18 protein-coding genes are annotated in these 19,240 nt (G+C 65.5%); 10 read left to right on the top strand and 8 right to left on the bottom strand.

Annotated features, from left to right (window positions below; translation table 11 throughout):
- Positions 1-169: 169 nt before the first annotated feature.
- The 3 genes from sseA to JNM03_RS18200 all read left to right on the top strand — a co-directional run bounded on the left by sseA (position 170) and on the right by JNM03_RS18200 (position 3,244).
- Positions 170-1,012 carry a 3-mercaptopyruvate sulfurtransferase gene (gene sseA, locus JNM03_RS18210; protein ID WP_294038846.1) on the top strand — a complete coding sequence of 281 codons (843 nt, stop codon included), beginning with the start codon at positions 170-172 and terminating at the stop codon, positions 1,010-1,012.
- A 115-nt stretch (positions 1,013-1,127) separates the two neighbouring features.
- Positions 1,128-2,327, top strand: a complete 1,200-nt coding sequence (gene metC / locus JNM03_RS18205; RefSeq protein WP_294038844.1) for a cystathionine beta-lyase — start codon at positions 1,128-1,130, stop codon at positions 2,325-2,327.
- Positions 2,324-3,244: a mechanosensitive ion channel domain-containing protein gene (locus JNM03_RS18200; RefSeq protein ID WP_294038842.1), complete on the top strand. Its 921-nt coding sequence runs from the start codon at positions 2,324-2,326 to the stop codon at positions 3,242-3,244. The genes metC and JNM03_RS18200 overlap by 4 nt, the downstream gene beginning before the upstream one ends.
- A gap of 9 nt (positions 3,245-3,253) precedes the next feature.
- Here the strand turns inward: JNM03_RS18200 and ppa are convergent, their stop codons facing one another.
- From ppa to JNM03_RS18185, 3 genes are all read right to left on the bottom strand, one after another.
- Complete coding sequence (gene ppa, locus JNM03_RS18195; protein WP_294038840.1) at positions 3,254-3,790, bottom strand: inorganic diphosphatase; 537 nt, start codon at positions 3,788-3,790, stop codon at positions 3,254-3,256.
- A 101-nt stretch (positions 3,791-3,891) separates the two neighbouring features.
- The gene (locus JNM03_RS18190; protein WP_294038838.1) at positions 3,892-5,817 is read right to left on the bottom strand and encodes a peptidase M61; all 1,926 of its coding nucleotides are present in this window, start codon (positions 5,815-5,817) and stop codon (positions 3,892-3,894) included.
- An 80-nt stretch (positions 5,818-5,897) separates the two neighbouring features.
- A complete protein-coding gene (locus JNM03_RS18185) occupies positions 5,898-6,536 on the bottom strand; it encodes a DUF1345 domain-containing protein (RefSeq protein ID WP_294038837.1) in 639 nt (212 codons plus the stop codon).
- 77 nt (positions 6,537-6,613) lie between these two features.
- On the opposite strand from JNM03_RS18185, the gene hisS reads away from it, so the two are divergent.
- The 6 genes from hisS (at position 6,614) to JNM03_RS18155 (ending at position 13,892) form a co-directional block, all read left to right on the top strand.
- Positions 6,614-7,861, top strand: a complete 1,248-nt coding sequence (gene hisS / locus JNM03_RS18180; RefSeq protein ID WP_294038836.1) for a histidine--tRNA ligase — start codon at positions 6,614-6,616, stop codon at positions 7,859-7,861.
- A complete protein-coding gene (gene prfA, locus JNM03_RS18175; protein WP_294038834.1) occupies positions 7,861-8,928 on the top strand; it encodes a peptide chain release factor 1 in 1,068 nt (355 codons plus the stop codon). Before hisS ends, prfA begins: the two co-directional genes overlap by 1 nt.
- Positions 8,921-9,745 (top strand): peptide chain release factor N(5)-glutamine methyltransferase, encoded by an 825-nt coding sequence (gene prmC, locus JNM03_RS18170; protein WP_294038832.1) that lies wholly within the window; start codon positions 8,921-8,923, stop codon positions 9,743-9,745. Before prfA ends, prmC begins: the two co-directional genes overlap by 8 nt.
- A gap of 258 nt (positions 9,746-10,003) precedes the next feature.
- On the top strand, positions 10,004-10,843 hold the full coding sequence (locus tag JNM03_RS18165; protein ID WP_294039070.1) for a DUF4167 domain-containing protein: 840 nt from the start codon (positions 10,004-10,006) through the stop codon (positions 10,841-10,843).
- A 75-nt stretch (positions 10,844-10,918) separates the two neighbouring features.
- The gene (locus JNM03_RS18160) at positions 10,919-12,301 is read left to right on the top strand and encodes a DUF4139 domain-containing protein (protein WP_294038830.1); all 1,383 of its coding nucleotides are present in this window, start codon (positions 10,919-10,921) and stop codon (positions 12,299-12,301) included.
- A 10-nt stretch (positions 12,302-12,311) separates the two neighbouring features.
- The gene (locus tag JNM03_RS18155; protein WP_367236038.1) at positions 12,312-13,892 is read left to right on the top strand and encodes a DUF4139 domain-containing protein; all 1,581 of its coding nucleotides are present in this window, start codon (positions 12,312-12,314) and stop codon (positions 13,890-13,892) included.
- Between the two features lie 6 nt (positions 13,893-13,898).
- On the opposite strand, the gene JNM03_RS18150 is transcribed toward JNM03_RS18155, so the two are convergent.
- On the bottom strand, positions 13,899-14,297 hold the full coding sequence (locus tag JNM03_RS18150; protein ID WP_294038829.1) for an acyl-CoA thioesterase: 399 nt from the start codon (positions 14,295-14,297) through the stop codon (positions 13,899-13,901).
- Positions 14,287-14,595: a hypothetical protein gene (locus JNM03_RS18145; RefSeq protein WP_294038827.1), complete on the bottom strand. Its 309-nt coding sequence runs from the start codon at positions 14,593-14,595 to the stop codon at positions 14,287-14,289. The genes JNM03_RS18150 and JNM03_RS18145 overlap by 11 nt, the downstream gene beginning before the upstream one ends.
- A 120-nt stretch (positions 14,596-14,715) precedes the next feature.
- On the opposite strand from JNM03_RS18145, the gene JNM03_RS18140 reads away from it, so the two are divergent.
- Complete coding sequence (locus JNM03_RS18140; RefSeq protein ID WP_294038825.1) at positions 14,716-15,141, top strand: CBS domain-containing protein; 426 nt, start codon at positions 14,716-14,718, stop codon at positions 15,139-15,141.
- Positions 15,142-15,145: 4 nt separating this feature from the next.
- On the opposite strand, the gene JNM03_RS18135 is transcribed toward JNM03_RS18140, so the two are convergent.
- The 3 genes from JNM03_RS18135 to JNM03_RS18125 are packed head-to-tail and all read right to left on the bottom strand — an operon-like array spanning position 15,146 to position 18,623.
- Positions 15,146-16,144: a glycosyltransferase family A protein gene (locus JNM03_RS18135; RefSeq protein ID WP_294038824.1), complete on the bottom strand. Its 999-nt coding sequence runs from the start codon at positions 16,142-16,144 to the stop codon at positions 15,146-15,148.
- Complete coding sequence (locus JNM03_RS18130) at positions 16,141-17,619, bottom strand: lipopolysaccharide biosynthesis protein (RefSeq protein ID WP_294038822.1); 1,479 nt, start codon at positions 17,617-17,619, stop codon at positions 16,141-16,143. The genes JNM03_RS18135 and JNM03_RS18130 overlap by 4 nt, the downstream gene beginning before the upstream one ends.
- 8 nt (positions 17,620-17,627) lie before the next feature.
- On the bottom strand, positions 17,628-18,623 hold the full coding sequence (locus JNM03_RS18125; RefSeq protein WP_294038820.1) for a glycosyltransferase family A protein: 996 nt from the start codon (positions 18,621-18,623) through the stop codon (positions 17,628-17,630).
- Between the last annotated feature and the right edge of the window lie 617 nt (positions 18,624-19,240).

Below are 19,240 nucleotides of genomic sequence, written 5' to 3'. Positions count from 1 at the left end.
CTTGAAAAAGGGTACGTCGGGGCATAGGCTTCGCTTCCTCAGGAAAGCAGGGGTCGGGTCGCTTCAGGCCTGTTCGAGGTGTGAAGCGGTCCTGATCCCGGACCACAGCAGGATTGGCCGGCGCAGGGACAGCAAACGAGCCCTCGCCCGGTCGCAACAGGAGCATGACATGGACGCCTTGGTCACTACCGACTGGCTGGAACGCGAACTGGGGGCATCGGACCTGAGAGTCGTCGACGCGACGAAATTCGCTGCAGACGCGGGACGCGATGCGCGGGCCGAATATGAAGCGGGCCACATTCCGGGCGCGGTGTTCATGGACCTGACCGAATTGGCCGATGCGAACAACGCTGTCGACAACATGGCGCCGCCCGCGGAAAAATTCGCCAGCCGCATGCAATCGCTTGGCCTGGGCGACGGCAGCCGCATCGTGATCTATGACGACAGTCCGCTGAAGAGCGCGGCGCGCGCCTGGTGGCTGCTGAAGCTGTTCGGCGCGCACGATGTCGCGCTGCTCGACGGCGGGCTCGCCAAGTGGAAGGCAGAAGGCCGACCGCTCGAAATGGGCAAGCAGACGCTGCGCCACCGTCATTTCACCGTGTGGCGCGATGCGAAGGCGGTGCGCACCAAGGACCAGATCCTCGCGAATATCGACAGCGGCGCCGAACAGCTCGTCGATGCGCGCGACGCCAAGCGTTTCACGGGCGAAGAGCGTGACGCGCGGCCGGGCCTTGCGCCGGGCCATATCCCGGGCTCGCGCAACCTGCCGTTTGGCGGCCTGTTCAACGCCGACGGCACCTGGAAGCGCGGCGACGAGCTCAAGGCCGCGTTCGACGCGGCGGGCGTCGATTTCGACAAGCCGCTGGTTACCACCTGCGGTAGCGGCATGACCGCGACGGTCGTCGCCTTTGGCGCCCACCTGCTCGGCAAGGAAGATGTCGCGGTGTACGACGGAAGCTGGCTTGAATGGGGTTCGGACACGGCAACTCCCAAGGCGACCGGCGCGGCCTGATTCGGGGCGAAGGCCGCGCTGCTGGTTTTCGATCGGCGCGCGGCGCTATTTTGCCTCACGCGATGGCGAGGGCTGGCTACTGGATTTTACGTCGCGCTCCGCTAACAAGGCGGGCATGAGCAAAAGTGACGATGACAGCCTGCGCCCCGCAACGAAGCTTGTTCAGGGCGGGCGGCGGCCCGAATGGACCGGCGACCCCCGGCTTGGTGGCGGGGTGGTCAATCCGCCGGTGTGGCGCGCCTCGACGATCCTTTACGACTCGATCGCCGACCTGAAGGCGCGGGGCCATGCGACGCACGACAAACTCTATTACGGCCGGCGCGGGACGCCGACGGTTTGGGCGCTGGCCGATGCGCTGACCGATCTGGAGCCGGGGGGCGAGGGAACCTTGCTCTATCCTTCCGGCGTCGCGGCCAATTCGGCGGGGCTGCTCGCGCTGCTGTCGCCCGGCAATCACCTGTTGATGGTGGACAGCGCCTATGAACCGACGCGCGCCTTTTGCAACGGCATGCTCGCGCGGATGGGGGTGCGGACGACCTATTATGATCCGCTGATCGGTACCGGTATCGCCGACCTGATCACCCCCGAAACGAAACTGATCTTCCTCGAATCGCCGGGTAGCCTGACCTTCGAGGTGCAAGATGTTCCGGCGATCACCGCGATCGCGCGCACGCGCGGCGTGCTGACGATGCTCGACAACACCTGGGCGACGCCGTTGCTGTTCCCCGCGCTCGCGCATGGCGTCGATGTGACGATGATGAGCCTGACCAAATATGCCGGCGGGCATAGTGACGTGATGATGGGTTCGCTCACCTCGACGCGCGCGGTGTGGCCGAAGCTGCGCAGCGCGACGTACCAACTCGGCCATGCGGTTTCGCCGGACGATTGCGCGATGGTGCTGCGCGGGCTTCGCACGCTTGACGTGCGCATGGCCCGCCATGGCGCCAACGGCCTCGCGGTCGCGAACTGGCTGGCCGGACGGCCCGAAGTGGGGCGGGTGCTGCATCCGGCCCGGCCCGATGATCCCGGCCATGCCATCTGGACGCGCGACTTTCGGGGGACGAGCGGGCTCTTCGGTTTCACGTTGAAGGGCGTTGACGAGGCGGCCCGCACCCGCTTCGTCGATGCGCTTGCGCATTTCGGCATCGGGTTCAGCTGGGGCGGTTATGAAAGCCTGGTCGTGCCGAGCGATCCGGCGGCGATCCGCACGGCGGTCGCATGGACCGACCCCGACCCGCTGGTCCGCCTGTCGATCGGGCTGGAAGACCCGGCCGACCTGATCGCCGACCTCGAACGGGGACTCGCGGCGCTGTGAGCGCGGAAGCCGGCTTTCGCGAAGGCGCGGGGCGCACCCTTGCGGTGATGAAGGACATCGGGCTCGACGTCGGGTCGTACCGGCTGTCGCTCTATGGCGTCTTTGCGGCGATCGTCGTCGCGATCCTGCTGTGGGTCACGGTCAAGCTGGCGATGCGCGCGATCAAATGGCTGTTACGCCGTAACCCCCGGATCGACGAGGCGCAGCGGCTGCTCACCGAAAAGCTGATCGCGATCGCGCTGTTCTCGCTCGCGCTGCTGCTCGGCATCGACCTGCTCGGCATCGACCTCACCGCGCTGGCTGTCTTTTCGGGCGCGGCCGGTCTCGCGATCGGTTTCGGTCTCCAGAAGACGGTGGGCAACCTGATCGCGGGGATCATCCTGCTCATGGACCGGTCGATCAAGCCGGGCGACGTGATCGTCGTCGGCGACGGCAGCAGCATGGGCGGGACGAACGGACCGGGAAGTGTTCCCAACGTCGGTCGCGTCGCCAAGATCGGTGTGCGCGCGGTCAATGTCGTGACGCGCGATGGCAAGAAGCACCTGATCCCGAACGAACTGTTGATGACCCAGCCGGTCGAGAACTGGAGCTATTCCAGCCGCGACGTGCGCGTGCGGATGCGCGTGCCGGTCGCTTATGATTGCGACCTTCGCGAAGCGCAGCGGCTGATGGTCGAAGTCGCGAAGGCGAATCCGCGCATCCTGAGCGACCCCGAACCGGTCGTCTGGATCACCGCCTTTGGCGAGCGCGCGGTCGAACACGAGCTGCGCTATTGGATTTCGGACCCCGAGGCCGGACTCGGCAATATCCAGGGCGACGTGTTCCTGGGTATCTGGGATCGGTTCGGCGAAGCAGGAATCCGCATCCCCTATCCGCGGCAGGATGTGCGGATCGTCGAAACGCCGGAGCGCCAATAGCAGGCGGACCTAAAGGCCGGCCTGCTTCGCGCGCTCGATCCCTTCGATGATGATGCGCTTTGCGTCATCGACATCGCCCCAGCCGTTGAGCTTGGCCCATTTGCCGGGTTCGAGATCCTTGTAGTGGGTGAAGAAATGCTCGATCTGCTGCAGCACGATTTCGGGCATGTCGCGATAGGTCGTGACCTTGTCGTAATAAGGAAAGGTCTTGTTGACCGGTACGCACAGCAGCTTTTCATCGCCGCCGGCGTCGTCTTCCATCAGCAGCACGCCGATCGGCCGGCATTTCACCACCGCGCCGGCGATCACCGAGGTTCGCGCGACGACCAGCGCGTCGAGCGGGTCGCCGTCCTCGCCCAGCGTGTGCGGCACGAAACCGTAATTGGCGGGATAGCGCATCGGCGTGTGGAGGAAACGATCGACAAACAGCGCGCCCGACGCCTTGTCGAACTCATATTTCACCGGCTCGCCGCCGATCGGCACTTCGATCAGCACGTTGAGGCTGTCAGGCGGATTGTCGCCGGCCGGGATCAGGTCGATGCGCATGGGAGATGTCCTTAGTTATTTTGGATTGCGCGCGCCTTTAGCGCCGGAAGCGCTGCAAAGTCGAGGGGCGAGATACTTCCCGCCGGTTCGCGCAAGAGACCCTAAAGGGCCCGCTTCGCGGCAAGTAGCCGGTCGAACCCGTCGGGGCCGGTCCCGACCTTTTCGAGATGCGGCCAGCGCAGCCCGCCGTGATAATCGATATCGACGTTGCGATAGCGCCCGCCGCGTTCGACCAGCAGCCGGACCGGCGTCTTGCCGTCGGTCGCCGTCCTGATCGCGGCTTCCAGCCGGTCCTTGCTATAACTTACGCCATCGACCGCCACGATCTTTGTGCCGTTCACGATATCCGCCCGGAAAGCCGGGCCGTCCCACAGGATGCTGCCCGCGACGCCATCCTTGTCGATCACCAGTCCTAGCGAATGGACAAGGTCATAATTTTTGGCGCTGCGCATGCGGTCGCGGTCATAGACGTTGGGTGTATCGCGCCAGACGAGGCGGTAACCCGCCTTTTCGATCCCCGCCGTCGGGGCCGGCTGGCCGGGAAGCTGCATCCGCTCGTGCAGGAATTTCGCCCAGTCATAAGGGTGGACGGCGTTCAGCGCCGCGACGACATCGTCGAAATCATAGGTCGCCTCGCCCCAGTCGCCGCCCTTGCCGCCGAAAAAGATCCTTGCGAAATCGTCGAGGCTCTTCGCATTGTTCGTCGCGGTGCGGATGATCATGTCGGCGTCGAGCCACATCAACGATCCCTCGTTGTAATAATCCTCGGTGCGCGTCGCGGTGGGGAAGGGGCGGGGTTTGCGCGCCGCCATCACCGGGTCGAGGGTCGTGTCCTCGACCGACCGCCATTCGCGGCCCGCCTGCACGCTGTAGAGCCCCGCGAGGCTGGCCCATTCGCCCAGGATCGTTTCCTTCGACTGCATTCCCGAACGCCCCGCGAGGACGAGGTCCCAGAAACTGGTCTGCCCTTCATAGACCCACAACAGATTGCCTTGCATCGGGGTGCGGAAATCGGGGGTCCACAGCTTGTCGGGCCTGCGATACTTGCCGTTCCAGCTATGGGTGAATTCGTGCGGGAGCAGGCCGCGTTCCGAGTCATTGTCGTCCCACGCGGTGAAATAATCGGGGTTGCGGCTGTTTTCGCTCGACCGGTGATGTTCCAGACCGATGCCGCCCAATTCGTCGCTGAGCGCGAGAAGAAATTCATAGCGGTCGAAATGCTTCGTCCCGAACAGGGCCAGCGTCTCGGCCACCATCGCTGCGTGGCGGGCGATATGATCGGGCTTCGCCGCCAGATATTTCGCTTCGTCGGCGACGACGTTCAGCGTGACATCCTGGCCAAGGTCCCATTTGCGGAAATATTTTCCGGCGAACATCGGGCTGTCGACCAGCGTTTCATAACTGGTCGGCGCATAGCTGTAGCGGTTGCCCGAAATTTTCAGGCCGTCGAGCGCCGCGGCCCCGGTCCAGCCATCGGGCAGCGTCACGTCGAGCTGTACCGGGATACCGCGCGTGAAATAGCCGGCGGGATAAAGGCTGACCTGTTCCCACTGCAGATTCATCATCGCCGGGGTCGCGACGATGCGGCCCTCGGTCGTGCGCGTCGGCGACAGGAAATCGAACGCGACGTCGATGCTTTTCGTGCCCGCCGGCACGTCGATGTCGAACGCATAGACGTCGGTCGGCTGGCGCGTCCACGTCAGCGGCTTGCCACCCGCACTGGGCCGGAAACCCGCCATTTCGGCGATGGCGCCGCGCGGCGCATGTTTGCCGGGTAGCCATTGCGGATAGAGGAGCGTGAGCTTGCCCGCCTTCGCGACCGGGATCGTCTGGCGGACGCGGAAGATACCGCGGGCATAGTCGGTCGCATCGACCTTCAGCAGCATCGTGCCCGGATAGGGCTTGTCGGCGGGCAGCGGGATGCTGTGCGCCTGGATCACCGGTTGCGGGCGGCTGTTCCCCTCCTGCGCATGGAGCGGGGTGACGATGGCGGTCAGGGCGGTTGCGACGAACAGGGTATTTTTCATGATGTTTCTCTGCCGCCAAACCGGCGCGAGGTCCAGAGAAGGGTCTGCCAGCGGGCATCGCGGTTCGACAAAGCGCGGCGTCAGGGCCCCGCCATCATGTTGATCGAGAAGGCCAGGATGCCGATGTTGAAAATGAAGGCTTCCAGGCAATGCCAGGTCGATGCGCGCCGGATGGCCCGGCCGGTGATGTCGATGTCCGCGGTCTGGAACGTCATGCCGAGAATCAGCGCGAAATGAAGAAAGTCGAAATAATCCGGGGCTTTGGTGCTGGGGATCGACAACCCGCCGGCATGGCCGCCCTCGGCCGCGTCGGGGCGGTAATAGAGATGCGCATAATGGATCGCGTAGACGAGATTGGCGAACAGCCAGGCCAGCGCGAGCGTGACGATGACCAGCGGCTTCGAATAGGAACCGGCGCCCGTGACGAGCAGCGTCAGCGCGCCAAGGACCACCGCACTGATCGCGAAGGACAGGACGAGCAGCGCGACGCGATTGGCGTCATTGTCGGCCGCATGCCGCGCGATGATGCGGGGGTCGTGAATGCGGAACAGCGGAATTGTCGACAGCAGGAACAGCGCCGTCACGATGTCGAAACCGATCAGGAAATCGGGAAGCGCCGCGCCGTCGCGGCTGGCGGCGTACAGGGCGACGACCCCCAGCCCCACCGTATAGGCGATAAAGCGCGGCGGCGCGATCCGGTTGCCGAGCGTGCGGGCCATGCCTCGACCCTAGACGAGGCGAAGGCCGGCGCAAGCCCGCTTTGCCTTTCGGCGAAAAAGCATTAGACGCCGCCGCCATGAGCAAGGACAAATCCGCCAGAATAGCGACGCCGCAGGCCGTGCGCGGCACCCAGGACATGCTGGGCGATTTCGCCGACCGTTTCGCGCATGTCGTCGACACGTTCGAACGGGTGCGCCGTCTTTACGGGTTCAAGCGCGTCGAGGTGCCGGTGATCGAACCGACTGCGGTGTTCGCTCGGTCGCTGGGCGAAACGACCGACGTCGTCGCGAAGGAAATGTACTCGTTCGACGATCGCGGCGGCGAATCGATCACGTTGCGCCCTGAATTCACCGCCGGAATCGCGCGAGCCTATATCACCAACGGATGGCAGCAGTTCGCGCCGCTGAAGGTCGCGACGCACGGGCCGTTGTTTCGCTATGAGCGCCCGCAGAAGGGGCGCTATCGCCAGTTCCACCAGCTCGATGCCGAGGTTCTGGGCAGCGACAGTCCGCTCGCCGATGCCGAACTGCTCGTCTTCGCCGACCAGCTTTTGAAGGAACTGGGGATCGCGGAGGGCGTGACGCTGACGCTCAACACGCTTGGCGATGCCGAAAGCCGCGATGCATGGCGCGCCGCGCTCGTCGAGCATTTCGAAGCGCATCGCGGTAATCTTAGCGAAGACAGTCTCGCGCGGCTCGACAAGAACCCGCTGCGCATCCTCGACAGCAAGGATCCGCGCGATCGACCGATCGCCGACAGCGCGCCCGACATCGACGCCTTTCTGACCGGCGAAGCGCAGGATTTCTTTGGCGCGGTGACTGCCGGGCTCGATGCGGCCGGGGTCGCGTGGGAGCGCAATGCGCGGCTGGTGCGCGGGCTCGACTATTATCGCCACACCGCGTTCGAATTCGTCACCGACCGGCTGGGTGCACAGGGCACGGTGCTGGGCGGCGGGCGCTATGACGGGCTGATCGAAGCGCTGGGTGGACCGCCGACTGCGGCGGTCGGCTGGGCGGCGGGGATCGAGCGGCTGGCAATGCTGCTGGCCGACGATGTCATCGACAACCGGCTCGATGCGGTGATCGCGGTTGAGGACGACAGCCAGCTGGCCCTCGCGACAAGGGCGCTCGCCGCGCTTCGCAACGGCGGCTTCGCAACCGAAATCGTCGCGAGCGGATCGCCGCGCAAACGCTTTGACAAGGCAGCGAAGATTCCCGCACATGCGCTGATCTCCGTCGGCATCCGCGACGGGGAACCGCACATCAATGTTCGTGGCGAAGGCGACCGTTCGAAGGCGGCCGAGGCAGTCGTCCGCGCGCTCTGATGACCAGCGTTTCCGAAAAGCAGATCGACGCGATCATCGAACGCCATGCCGCGTTGCAGGCGCGCATGGCGACGGGCGATATGGCGCCTGCCGACTTTGTTGCGGCGTCGAAGGAGTTTGCCGAGCTGGAACCTGTCGCCGCGGCGGCGCGCGAGGTCGTGCGGCTGCGCGGGGAGGTCGCCTCGTTGACCGAGATGCTGGCCGATCCGGAGATGAAGGCGATGGCGGCCGAGGAAATCGTCGCGGTCGAGGCGGCGCTGCCCGACGCCGAGCACGACCTTGCGATCAAGCTGCTGCCCAAGGACGTCGCTGACGCGCGCGCGGCAATGCTCGAAATCCGCGCCGGGACGGGCGGCGACGAGGCGGCGCTGTTCGCGGGCGACCTGCTGCGTATGTACAGCCGCTATGCCGACGGCCAGGGCTGGAAGGTCGAGGTCATCTCCGCCAATGAGGCCGAGGTTGGCGGTTACAAGGAAGTCGTCGCGTCGGTCAGCGGGCAGGGGGTGTTCGCCAAGCTGAAGTTCGAAAGCGGCGTTCACCGCGTGCAGCGCGTCCCCGCCACCGAAAGCCAGGGCCGCATCCACACCAGCGCCGCGACCGTCGCGGTGCTGCCCGAGGCCGAAGAGGTCGATGTCGCGATCAACGACAATGACCTCAAGATCGACATCTATCGCGCGTCGGGCGCGGGCGGCCAGCATGTCAACACGACCGACAGCGCGATCCGCATCACGCATATCCCGACCGGCCTCGTCGTGATCCAGCAGGACCAGCGCAGCCAGCACAAGAACCGCGCCAAGGCGATGCAGGTCCTGCGCGCGCGGCTGTATGATCTGGAGCGCGAGAAGATTCACAGCGCCGAGGCGTCGGCGCGCAAATCGATGGTGGGTTCGGGCGATCGTTCCGAACGCATCCGCACCTATAATTTTCCGCAAGGGCGGGTGACCGATCACCGGATCAACCTGACCCTGCACCGCCTGCCCGAGATATTGGAAGGGCAGATGGACGAACTGATCGATGCGCTGATCGCCGAGGATCAGGCGCAGCGGCTGGCGGGGCTGGGTGACTGAGGTCCGTACCGCGCTGCGCGAGGCGGCGGCGCGGCTGGAGGGCGTGTCCGACACGCCGCGGCTCGATGCCGAACTGCTGATGGCGCATGCGCTGGGAGTCGAACGACAGGTGTTGCTGCTCGACCCGTCGCGGTTTGCGGTGCCGACCGGTTTTGCCGCGCTGATCGAGCGGCGCATGGCACATGAACCGGTTGCCTATATCGTCGGCTACCGCGATTTCTGGACGATCCGGCTGGCGGTCGGCTCCGGTATGCTGATCCCTCGTCCCGACAGCGAGACGCTGATCGAGGCGGCGGTCGATCATTTTCGCGATAGTGGACCCGAGCGCGTGCTCGACCTCGGGGTCGGTCCCGGAACCCTGTTGCTCGCGGTGCTGGCTGAATGGCCTGAAGCCCATGGCCTTGGTATCGACGAATCCGAAAAGGCCGTCGGCTGGGCCGAAATGAACGCCAGCGATCTTGGTATGGAAGAGCGCGCGCGCTTTCGGGTCGGCGACTGGGCTGCGGGGCTCGACGGCCAGTTCGACCTCATCCTCTGCAACCCGCCTTATATCGCTGACAGCGAGGAACTCATGCCCGATGTCGCCCGGCACGAGCCGGCGGGGGCGTTGTTTGCCGGCGCGGACGGGCTCGACGATTATCGCCGGATCCTGCCCGATTTGCCCCGGCTGCTGGCGCCGGGCGGCATAGCTATTCTTGAAATTGGCCATACCCAGCATGAACCTGTGCGCACGCTGGCCGAAGCGGCCGGGTTTTCGGTCGTTTGCCGCCGGGATCTGGGCGGGCGCGACAGGGCGCTTTTGCTGACCCGCGCCTGATCGGCGCCTGCAAGAAATTGCTTGGTTTCCGCCGCAAAGCGCTGTAGGGGCGGCTCACAGGCCCGATCGGGACACCTTTAGAGGGTTCGGCCGGCCTGCTTCCCAATTACGATGCTGGTGCGGGGCCGAGGGGTCCGGCGCAAGCGGTAAAGGGCAACAACCGCGCAAAGGGCGCGGGCGCGACGCGCGGAATCGCGCGATCGGCCAAAAGGGGTTGGCGTAGCTTATTAGCTTTTCGACAGGATGTCTCAGTTGAACATGAACAACCGGCAGAGCGGTCGCCGTCGCGGCCGCAACAATAACAGCAACAACAATAATAACCGCTCGCAGTCCGGCGGACGCGGCGGTGTCGATCAGGCCAATCGCATCGACAGCCGCGCGCGCGGCAATGCGGCCCAGATGATCGAGAAATATCGCAACCTCGCACGCGATGCGCAGCTTGCGGGCGATCGGGTCCAGACCGAATATTATCTCCAGTTCGCCGACCATTATTTCCGCGTCGTGAGCGATTTTCGCATCCGTCAGGAAGAAAAGGCCGCCGCGAACGGACAGGAACGCAGCCACGACCGCAGCCGCGAAATCCGCGGCGTCGAGGATTTCGACGGCCATGACGACAGTGGCTTCGAAAACGAACTCGAAGCCGAACGCAACGACGATCGGGACGGCAACCGCGACAACGGCGGCCGTGAGAGCAACCGCGAAGGCAATCGCGAAAATCGCGAGCGTGGCGAGCGTAGCGGTCGCGACCGCGACGAGGATCGCGGCAATCGTCCGCAGCAGGGCCGCGGAAATCGCCAGGATCGTGGATCCGTGGCCGAACCCGTCGCCGACGAAGGCGACGAACAGGCGGTGGTCGCCGAAGAGGCCGCGCCCGCACCGCGTACCAGTCGCCGTGGTCCGCGCCGCGCCGCGCGTCCGGTCGAAGCCGACGACAATGGCGACGCCGGAATCGACAGCGCCGTGTTGCCGCCCGCGATCGGCCGGCCCGAACGGGTCGAGGACGCCGAAAGCGACGCCGAAGAGGCCCCCGCTCCCAAGGCTCGCCGTACGCGCCGCACGCTCGCGCCACGTGGTAGCGGTGTCGAAGCTGCGGAATAAGCAGCCGATTTTCGGCTAGCCTTTGGAATCGACATAACCTAGCCTCCCTGCCGGACGTCTGCGGGGAGGATGGGTATGCGCGCTTTGGTCATGATGGCCGTGCTGGCCGGGAGTGCGACCATCGCACCCGTGCAGGCGCAGGACGCGGTTCTGGGCAATGCGCAGGGCGACGTTGCCGTCACCATCTATAACAACGGCCAGTCGCTGGTTCAGGACGACCGCCAGCTTGCCGTCACGCGCGGCCGCAACCGCATCGAATTCCCCGACGTGTCGGCGCGCATCCGGCCCGAGACGGTGACGCTGTCGGGGCCCGGCATCGGTATCGTCGAGCAGAATTTCGATTTCGACCTGCTGACTCCCGACAAGTTGATGGACAAGGCGGTCGGACAGCAGATCACGCTGATCCGTACCAATCCGGCGACCGGCGCCGAACGCAGCGAGCGCGCCAAGGTGCTCGCGGCGAACGGCGGTATCGTGCTGCAGGTCGGCGAGCGGATCGAGGTGCTGCGTGACGACGGCCTGCCGGTGCGCGCGGTATTCGACCGGCTGCCCCCCAATCTGCGCGCGCGGCCGACCTTGTCGGTGACGGTCGATGCGGCCGACGCGGGAACCATTCCGGCCCGCCTGTCCTATCTGACACCCAATCTGGGGTGGACGGCCGATTATGTCGCGCTGTTCGACGCCGCGAAGGGCGCGATGGACATTCAGGGCTGGGTGACGCTCACCAACAGCACGGGCACGACCTTCACCAATGCGCGCACGCTGCTGGTCGCGGGCAATCCGGGCGGCGGCGGCGGGTTTCGCCAGCTCGCCGGGACGATGGATTCGGCGGGGACCGAGAGCAACGATCGCGAACGGTTGGGCGACTATTATCTCTATCCGCTGGCGGAACGCACGACGATCGCCAACGCGCAGCAAAAGCAGGTCAGCTTTCTCGATGTGAAGGGCGCCCCCGCGCGTTCGACCTATGAATTCGTCAACCGCTGGCTGGGCAGCAGCACCGATCCGGTCAGCACGGCGAGCGTGCTGCGATTCTCGACCTCGCGGCAGGGCGGGCTGGGCGATCAACTCCCCGCCGGTACGATCCGCGTTTATATGCGTGATGCGCGCGGCGATCCGCAGTTCATCGGCGAAAACCGGATCGATCATACGCCGATGGGTTCGAACATGTCGCTGCGGACCGGCGATGCCTTCGACGTCAAGGTCCAGACCACCGTCGTCTCGCGCACGCGCAAGAGCGACTCGCGCTGGGTGACGAAGATGAAATATGTCGTCACCAACGCGCGGCCGCAGGCGGCGACGGTGCTGGTCGCGCAGGACGGCCTGTATGGCGACGTGCGGATTTCGGACGAAAGCCTGAAGAGCGAGCGGGTGTCCGCCGACCGCGTCGAATGGCAGGTGCCGGTTCCCGCCAACGGCAAGGTCGAACTGACCGCAACATTCGACACCCGATACTGAGGTAGAGGGCGTGGCGTGGGCCCGGCTCCTGCTGATGTGGGTGGCGGCGTTGCTGACGCCGGCGATCGCCCATGCGCAAGCCGAGCCGCCGGTCACGGTGTCGTCGCAGATTGCCGACGTCGCGGTCACCGTCTACCGCGCCCCGAATCGCGGCGGCGGGGGCATCGACCCGAACTGGCCGCAGGGGTTCGCCTTCATCACCGAGACGCGCAAGGTGACGCTGCCGGCCGGCGTGTCGGTGCTGCGCTTTGAGGGGGTGGCGGAGGGCCTGTTGCCCGAGACCGCGGTGGTGAGCGGGCTTCCCGACGGGGTGATCGAAAAGAATCGCGACGCCCGACTGCTTTCACCCGCCGGGCTTGTCGACGCCTATCTGAAACGCAGCGTGACGCTGCGTCGGACGGATCGCGCGACCGGCAAGGTCGTCGAACAGGATGCGTTGATCCAGGCCGGTCCTGGTGGCGGTGTCATCCTCCAGACCGCGAACGGATATGAAGCGCTCGGTTGCGCAGGGCTGCCCGAACGGATGCTCTATGCCCGCGTGCCGAAGGATCTGTCGGCGAAGCCGACGCTGTCGGTGCTCGTCGAAAGCAGGACCGCGCGCACCGTCACTGTCCAGCTACTCTATCTGGCCGAGGGATTCGACTGGGCTGCGAACTATGTCGCGGATCGCGCAGCCGATGGAAAGTCGCTGGGGCTGACCGGCTGGATCACCGTCGCCAACGGCGGGGTGACGAGTTTCCCGAACGCGCAGATGAACGTGATCGCCGGCCGGCTGAACAAGATGTACAGCCCCCCGTTGCCGCGCAGCACGCCGGGGCCGCTGATCCTGAAGTGCTGGCCGATGGACATCACCAGCACGCATCCATTGTGGAGCCTGCCGCCGATCATCGAGGTCGAGCAGGCGTATAACGAGTCCGACGCCATGGAGGTGGTCGTAACCGCGAATCGGAGGGGCCGGGGCGCGCCGCCGCCCGCGATGGCGATGGCGCCGCCTCCGCCGCCCGCTCCGCCGCCCCCGCCGCCGCCCGAGGATCTCGGCGACCTCAAATTCTATCGAGTGCCGTTCCGCGTCGATGTGTCGGCCAAGGGGCAGAAACAGGTCGCGCTGCTGGCGAGCGACAAGGTGGCGGTCGAACAGCTTTACGCCGGGACGGTCTATCAGAATTATAGTGATAGTCCGGTGCCGCTGGTGACGCGGCTGCGCGTGCAGAATCGCGAATCGGACGGGCTCGGCTTCGCGCTTCCGGCTGGCATGGCGACGGTGTTCGAGACGGTCGGCGGTCGCCGCCTGCTCGTCGGTGAAGCGAAAATCGGGGACAAGGCGAAGGACGAGCGGGTCGATTACGATATCGGTGCCAGTCCGGCGGTGCAGGCGCAGACCGTCGTCCAGATCGATCCGGAGAATAAGGACAAGCGCCTGTGGCAGGTCACGCTGACCAACGCGCGGCCGTTTGATGCGGAGGTCGAGATGCTGGTGCCGCTGCGGCTCGATCCCGAGCCCGAGGGGTGGGAGCGGCGCGGCAATGCGTGGGTCTGGCGCGTCCGCATTCCTGCGAACGACCGGATCGTCCAGGTCTTTCGCGTCAAATAGCGCCGGTCAGATGGTCGGAAGCGCGCGCGGGCGGTGATTCTCGTCGAGCGCGACGAAGGTGAACACGCCTTCGGTCACCCGCTCTTCGGTTCGGCCGCCGTCGCGCGTCGCTATGACCTCGATCCGGATCGCCAGCGACGTACGTCCACGCCGCTCGACATGCGCATAGAGGGAGATGATGTCGCGCAGCAGGATCGGCGCGATGAATTCCATCGTCTCGATCGCGACGGTCGCGACCGCGCCCTGGGCAACGCGCCCGGCGACGATGCCGCCCGCGATGTCCATCTGGCTCAGCACCCAGCCGCCGAAGATATGGCCGTTGGCGTTGATGTCGGCGGGGCGGGGGACGACGCGCAGGATGGGATCGCGCGGACAGTCCGAATCGGCGGCGGTCTTATCGGTCATGGTTCATGTCCGGGTCGTTTTCGAACGGGTCCTCGACCGCTTCGTCGTGGCCGCTGCCGCTCGACAGGAAGACCAGACCCATCAGCGCGGCGCCCAGCATCACCGACAGGCCGACTCCTGCGGTGGTGGCGATGACCATGTGGATGCTGAACTGGTCGCCCAGCGTATAGCGCAGCCAGCCAAGCGCCAGCAGGACGGCCGCGAACGAGACGAAGGTCATGCCCTTCATCAGTCGGCGGTAGCGCGTCCAGGCGATGTTCGAGGTGTCGCGATTGTCGAGGGGCGAGGGTTTGACCATGCGCGCCTCCATGAACCAAGACGGCCGGCAGGCCAAGCCGCAAAGGCGCCGCTTTGGGCTTGGCCGCGAATCATGATAGGCTTTGCCCGCAACGGACATAGAGATGGGAGCGGCACGACTATGACGATCGGAGCGATTCTTCACGGGCGCACGGGCGCGGTGATTTCGGCGCGGCCCGGCGACACGGTCCGCGCGGTGATCGACCTGCTCGCGCAGCACCGCATCGGCGCGGTTCCGGTGGTCGAGGGTGACGCCATCGTCGGCATTTTTTCCGAACGCGATCTGGTGCGACTGATGTCGTCCTATGGCCCGGAGGCGCTCGACCGCGCCCTTGGCGATGTGATGACCAAGTCGCCGGTGACGTGCGATCCGCACATGGCGGTGATCGCGGCACTATCGCAGATGACGCAGAAGCGTATCCGCCACCTGCCGGTCGTCGATGACGGGCGGCTGGTCGGTTTCGTTTCGATCGGCGACCTCGTCAAACATCGCATCGACAATATCGAGGCCGAAGCCGCGGCGATGCGCGACTATATCGCGTCCTGACCGTTCAGGACCGGATACTGGAATAGAGCGCGCGGGCAGCGCTTTTGGGGTCGCGCAGCAGATGCGTCAGCCGGTTGCCGGTTGCGCGCGCCTCCGCTTCGCCCAGCGCCCGCCAGTAGGCGGGCCACCCCTTGCGCGAATACCAATAGCGATAGTGACCTGTCTTCTCGACGATCGCGGTCTCGAGCCGCGCCCGGTTCGCGCTCGTCAGGTCGAGCGGGATCGAACCGTCCCGGAGGCCGAGGTAGACGTGCAGCATCTGCTGCGCCCACAGCGCATCGGTTCCCGCGCTCGTCAGATTGTCGCCCTGGCGATAGACGTTGGCGGCATCGAAGAACTGGCAGGCAAACCCGCCCTGGCCGGTCAGCTTGAGCCAGAAGAGCCAGTCGCCCGCGCGGCGATATTCGGGGAACCAGCCGGCCGCCTCGGCCGCATCGCGGCGGAACATCGCCGAACAGGTCGGGATCATGCTGATCAGCAGCAGCGTCGATTGCGGATCGTCGAGCCGGCGCCAGCCCGACCCAGCGGGCGCGTCTGGCATCGGGCTGGTCTCGTCGGCGGCAAGGCGGCTTTCGACAAGACGGGGCGGCAAGCCCGGACCCGGTTCGGGCAGCACGAAGGCGTCGCCGAAGCTGACGGCAAGGGACGAATAGGCGAGGAGTGGTGCGATCAGCCGTTCCATTGCGTCGGGGCGGAATTCGTCATCCGAATCGAGGAAGGCGATCAGCGGCGTCTTTGCCGCCTTCATCCCGATGTTGCGGACGACGCCTTCGCCGCCATTCCGTTCGGCCACGATATAGTTGACCGGGATCGCATTTCGCCCGGCCCAGCGGGCCACGACTTCGGCGGTGTTGTCGGTCGAGGCGTCGTCGACGACGATGATCTCGGCGGGCGGCAGCGTCTGCCGCGCGATGCTGTCGAGCGACCGTTCGATCAGGTCGGCGCGATTATAGGTCACGATAAGGACGGTGAAACGCATGGCGGGCGATGGCTCCGTGGTCATGGCAGGGGTTGCTTCGAGGCGGGCCGGCGCAGGCCGATCCGGTCGAGGGTGGTGACGACGAGCCGGCGTATGTCGTCCGTGAGGTGGTTGCTGGTAGCGAACAGGGCGGCGAGCCAGAGGAGGACGCCGGCCGACACCGGCACCAGCAATTCGGCGAAGCCCATCGCCGTCGGCGGCGTGATCCAGCGATACCAGGCGAGTAGCGGCGCGACCGCCGCCGCGGCGCCGATCAGGCTGCGACCATAGTCGGCCAGAAGCCCGCGCCAGGCGAAGCCGGTCAGGCTCCGCAGGAAGACGGCATAGAGGCAGAACCAGAAAGCGGCGTAAACGACATAGGCGGCCGCGGCCGCCTGCCCCCCATGTCGGGCGCCGACCAGCAGCAGGACGACCGCGACGGCGGTAGCGGTGCCGGTGCGTTTCAGCACGCCGTCGAGTCGGCCGAGCAGGATCGGGACCTGCACGCTCATCGGCAGCGCGACGAAGATCATCTCGGCGATCGCGAGCAGGCTGAGGATCGGCGCGACGTCGGTCCAGCGCGGACCATATAATGCATGAACCAGCGGATAGGACGCCGCCGCGAGGCCGGCGAGCGCCGGCCAGACGATTCCTGTGTAGCCGCCGACGAGTCGCAGATAGGGTTCGCCAAGCGATTTGCCTTCGTTGCGCATCTGCGCGAGGGCGGGGTAGAAGACGCTGTTCACCGCGCCGGTCATCAGGTTGACGAGCTGTACGGCGAGCCCGCTTGCCCGCGAATAGAGGCCGACGGCCGTGTTGCCGGCGATCCCGCCGACGATCAGATCGGGCGAGCGCGTACCCACCGAATCGAAAATCTGGAGCAGTGTGGAGCCGCCGCCGAAACGCAGGACATGCGACGCGCCGGTGAATCGCAGCGGCCAGGGAAAGATCCACCCGTTCCGCCACTGGCTGACAAGGGCGCGCGCGATCTGCTGCGCCAGGGCGCCCCAAGCGAGCGCCATGGGACCCTGACCCGCCGCCGCTAAGCTGATCGTCACCACCGCATTGGTGACCGATGCGGCGACCTCGATCATGAAGTCCGAGCGGAAATCCATCGCGCGCTGGCGAAGCGCGGTCGGCACGATCGCCAGTGGGACGAACAGATAGGATGAACCGATGACCAGCATCAGCGGAAAGAGCTTTGGGTCGCCATAGAGCCACGACAGTGGCTTTGCGGCGGCAAGGATCACGAGCGCGACGCCCCAGGCGACCGCGAGCGATACCGAAAAGGCAGTGTGGAGCTTCTCCTTCCCCAACTCGGCCTCGCCGACGATATAGCGGTTGAGGCCGAACTCCTGAAGTACCGCGATCAGCGCGGTCGCGGCAAAGGCGATCGAGAACAGGCCGACTTCGGCCGGCGTCAGGAAATAGCGCGCGACGATGATGCTGCCGGCGAAGGCGATGCTGAAGCTCAGCAGCTTGCTGGCGCTCGCCCACGCTATGGCTTTGCGGACCGACATGTCTGCGTTCAACCGGCGCGGAATTCGGGCGAAGGCGCCACCGTCGTCGCGTGGCGGCTCTGGCGCCAGGCGAGCATCGGTGGCGCGAGTCGCGGAAAGATCTGCCACAGCGCGAAGGCGAGCGACCAGCCCGGGTTGCGCATCTGGCGGCGATGGGTTCGCAGCGCCCTGAGGGCCACATCGGTGTCCCCGGCGATGACCGCCGCGACGGCTTCCTCGACCGCGACGCGATCTTCCTCGCGCGTGCGGAGCGTCAGGGCGAGTTCGGCTTCGCGGCTTCCCGGTCGCGCTGCGATGATCTTGTCGTAAACGCACATATTGCCGCGAATCATCTTGAGCAGATGGCGCGATGCCGACACGCCGCGTACTCGATAGTCGCCAAGAACCGCATCGACATACCGCACATGTCCGCCGTGCAGGAACAGCCGGACCCACAGGTCGAGGTCCTCGGCATGGGTCATTGCAGGATCGAACCCGCCGATCGCTTCGAAGTCGGCGCGGCGGAAGGTCGAACCGATATAGATGTTGAGGCGCCCACAGAGCAGGTCGGCCAGTGTTCCCGTCGCGGTGCGATTCTGCCCGGCCTGCACGACCTCGCTTTCGATGGCGACCGCGCCGAAGACACGGGCGTTGCACGTCGCGATGCAGGCGTAGGGATCGGCGTCCATCGCGGCGACCATTGCCGCTAGATAGTCGGGGCGGAACAGGTCGTCGCCGTCGAGCAGTGCGATCAGCGGCGCGCGGGCCTCCGCGATCGCGCGATTGCGCGCGGACGAAACGCCGCCGTTCGACGTTTGCAGGAACCGGATTCGCGGATCGGCCAGATACGGCTGCACCGCGCCGGCGACGTCGTCGGGCGCGCCGTCGTCGATGACGATCGCTTCCCAGTCGCCAAGGCTTTGCGCCTGAAGCGAATCGAGCGCCGCGGGCAGGAACTGCGCGACGCCGTAAGCGGGAACGATCACCGCGATCCGCGGGGCAGGCTGGGCGGGAGAACTATTCATCGCCGGTTCCCTAGCATGGATCCGCTAAGCAATGATTGAAGGGAATCGCGGGCGAACGCGGATTCGCGGCGCATTTCGGTGCGTTTCGAATCCCGTCGGCGCGATTCTCGTGCCGGCGCGGCGTGCGGGCGCGTGGGCCAGACCCGAGAAGAAGGAAGGAAGATCCACGGATTTTTGCGGGTTTCGCGAAAAGTTGAAACAAAATTGCAAAAAGCTGTTGACCCGACTCAGGCAGGGGCCTAGAGGCCTGTTCACCGGACGGGGCGCGGCGCCAGACGCCACGAACCACCCGGTCGCCAACAGATACGGACAGATGTCCCCCGATAGAAATAGCGGGGAACGACAACTGTCCGCCATTTCTTGTCGGTGAGCTCTTTGACATTGTGATTGTCGATGAAGGGACATGTGGGCGGCGGCCCTGGGTCTTGCAGCTTTAGGGTGCAAGCAACTCAGGATAAAAAGCCAAGCCTGACCTGCATGTCTTACACGTTTCCATAACGTGGAAGCAGCCTTTTCGAAGGTTGCTTCTTGTGTAGGCCAGGCTCCTTAAAATGAGCGGGTTTGCGAGGGATATTCCACCTTTGCAGATTCGAACATCAAACTTGAGAGTTTGATCC

Origin of the sequence: Sphingopyxis sp. (assembly GCF_016793825.1) — a bacterium.
Taxonomy (GTDB): Bacteria; Pseudomonadota; Alphaproteobacteria; order Sphingomonadales; family Sphingomonadaceae; genus Sphingopyxis.
The sequence above is the reverse complement of the archived record's forward strand: the minus strand, read 5'-3'. Positions and strand labels throughout refer to the sequence as shown.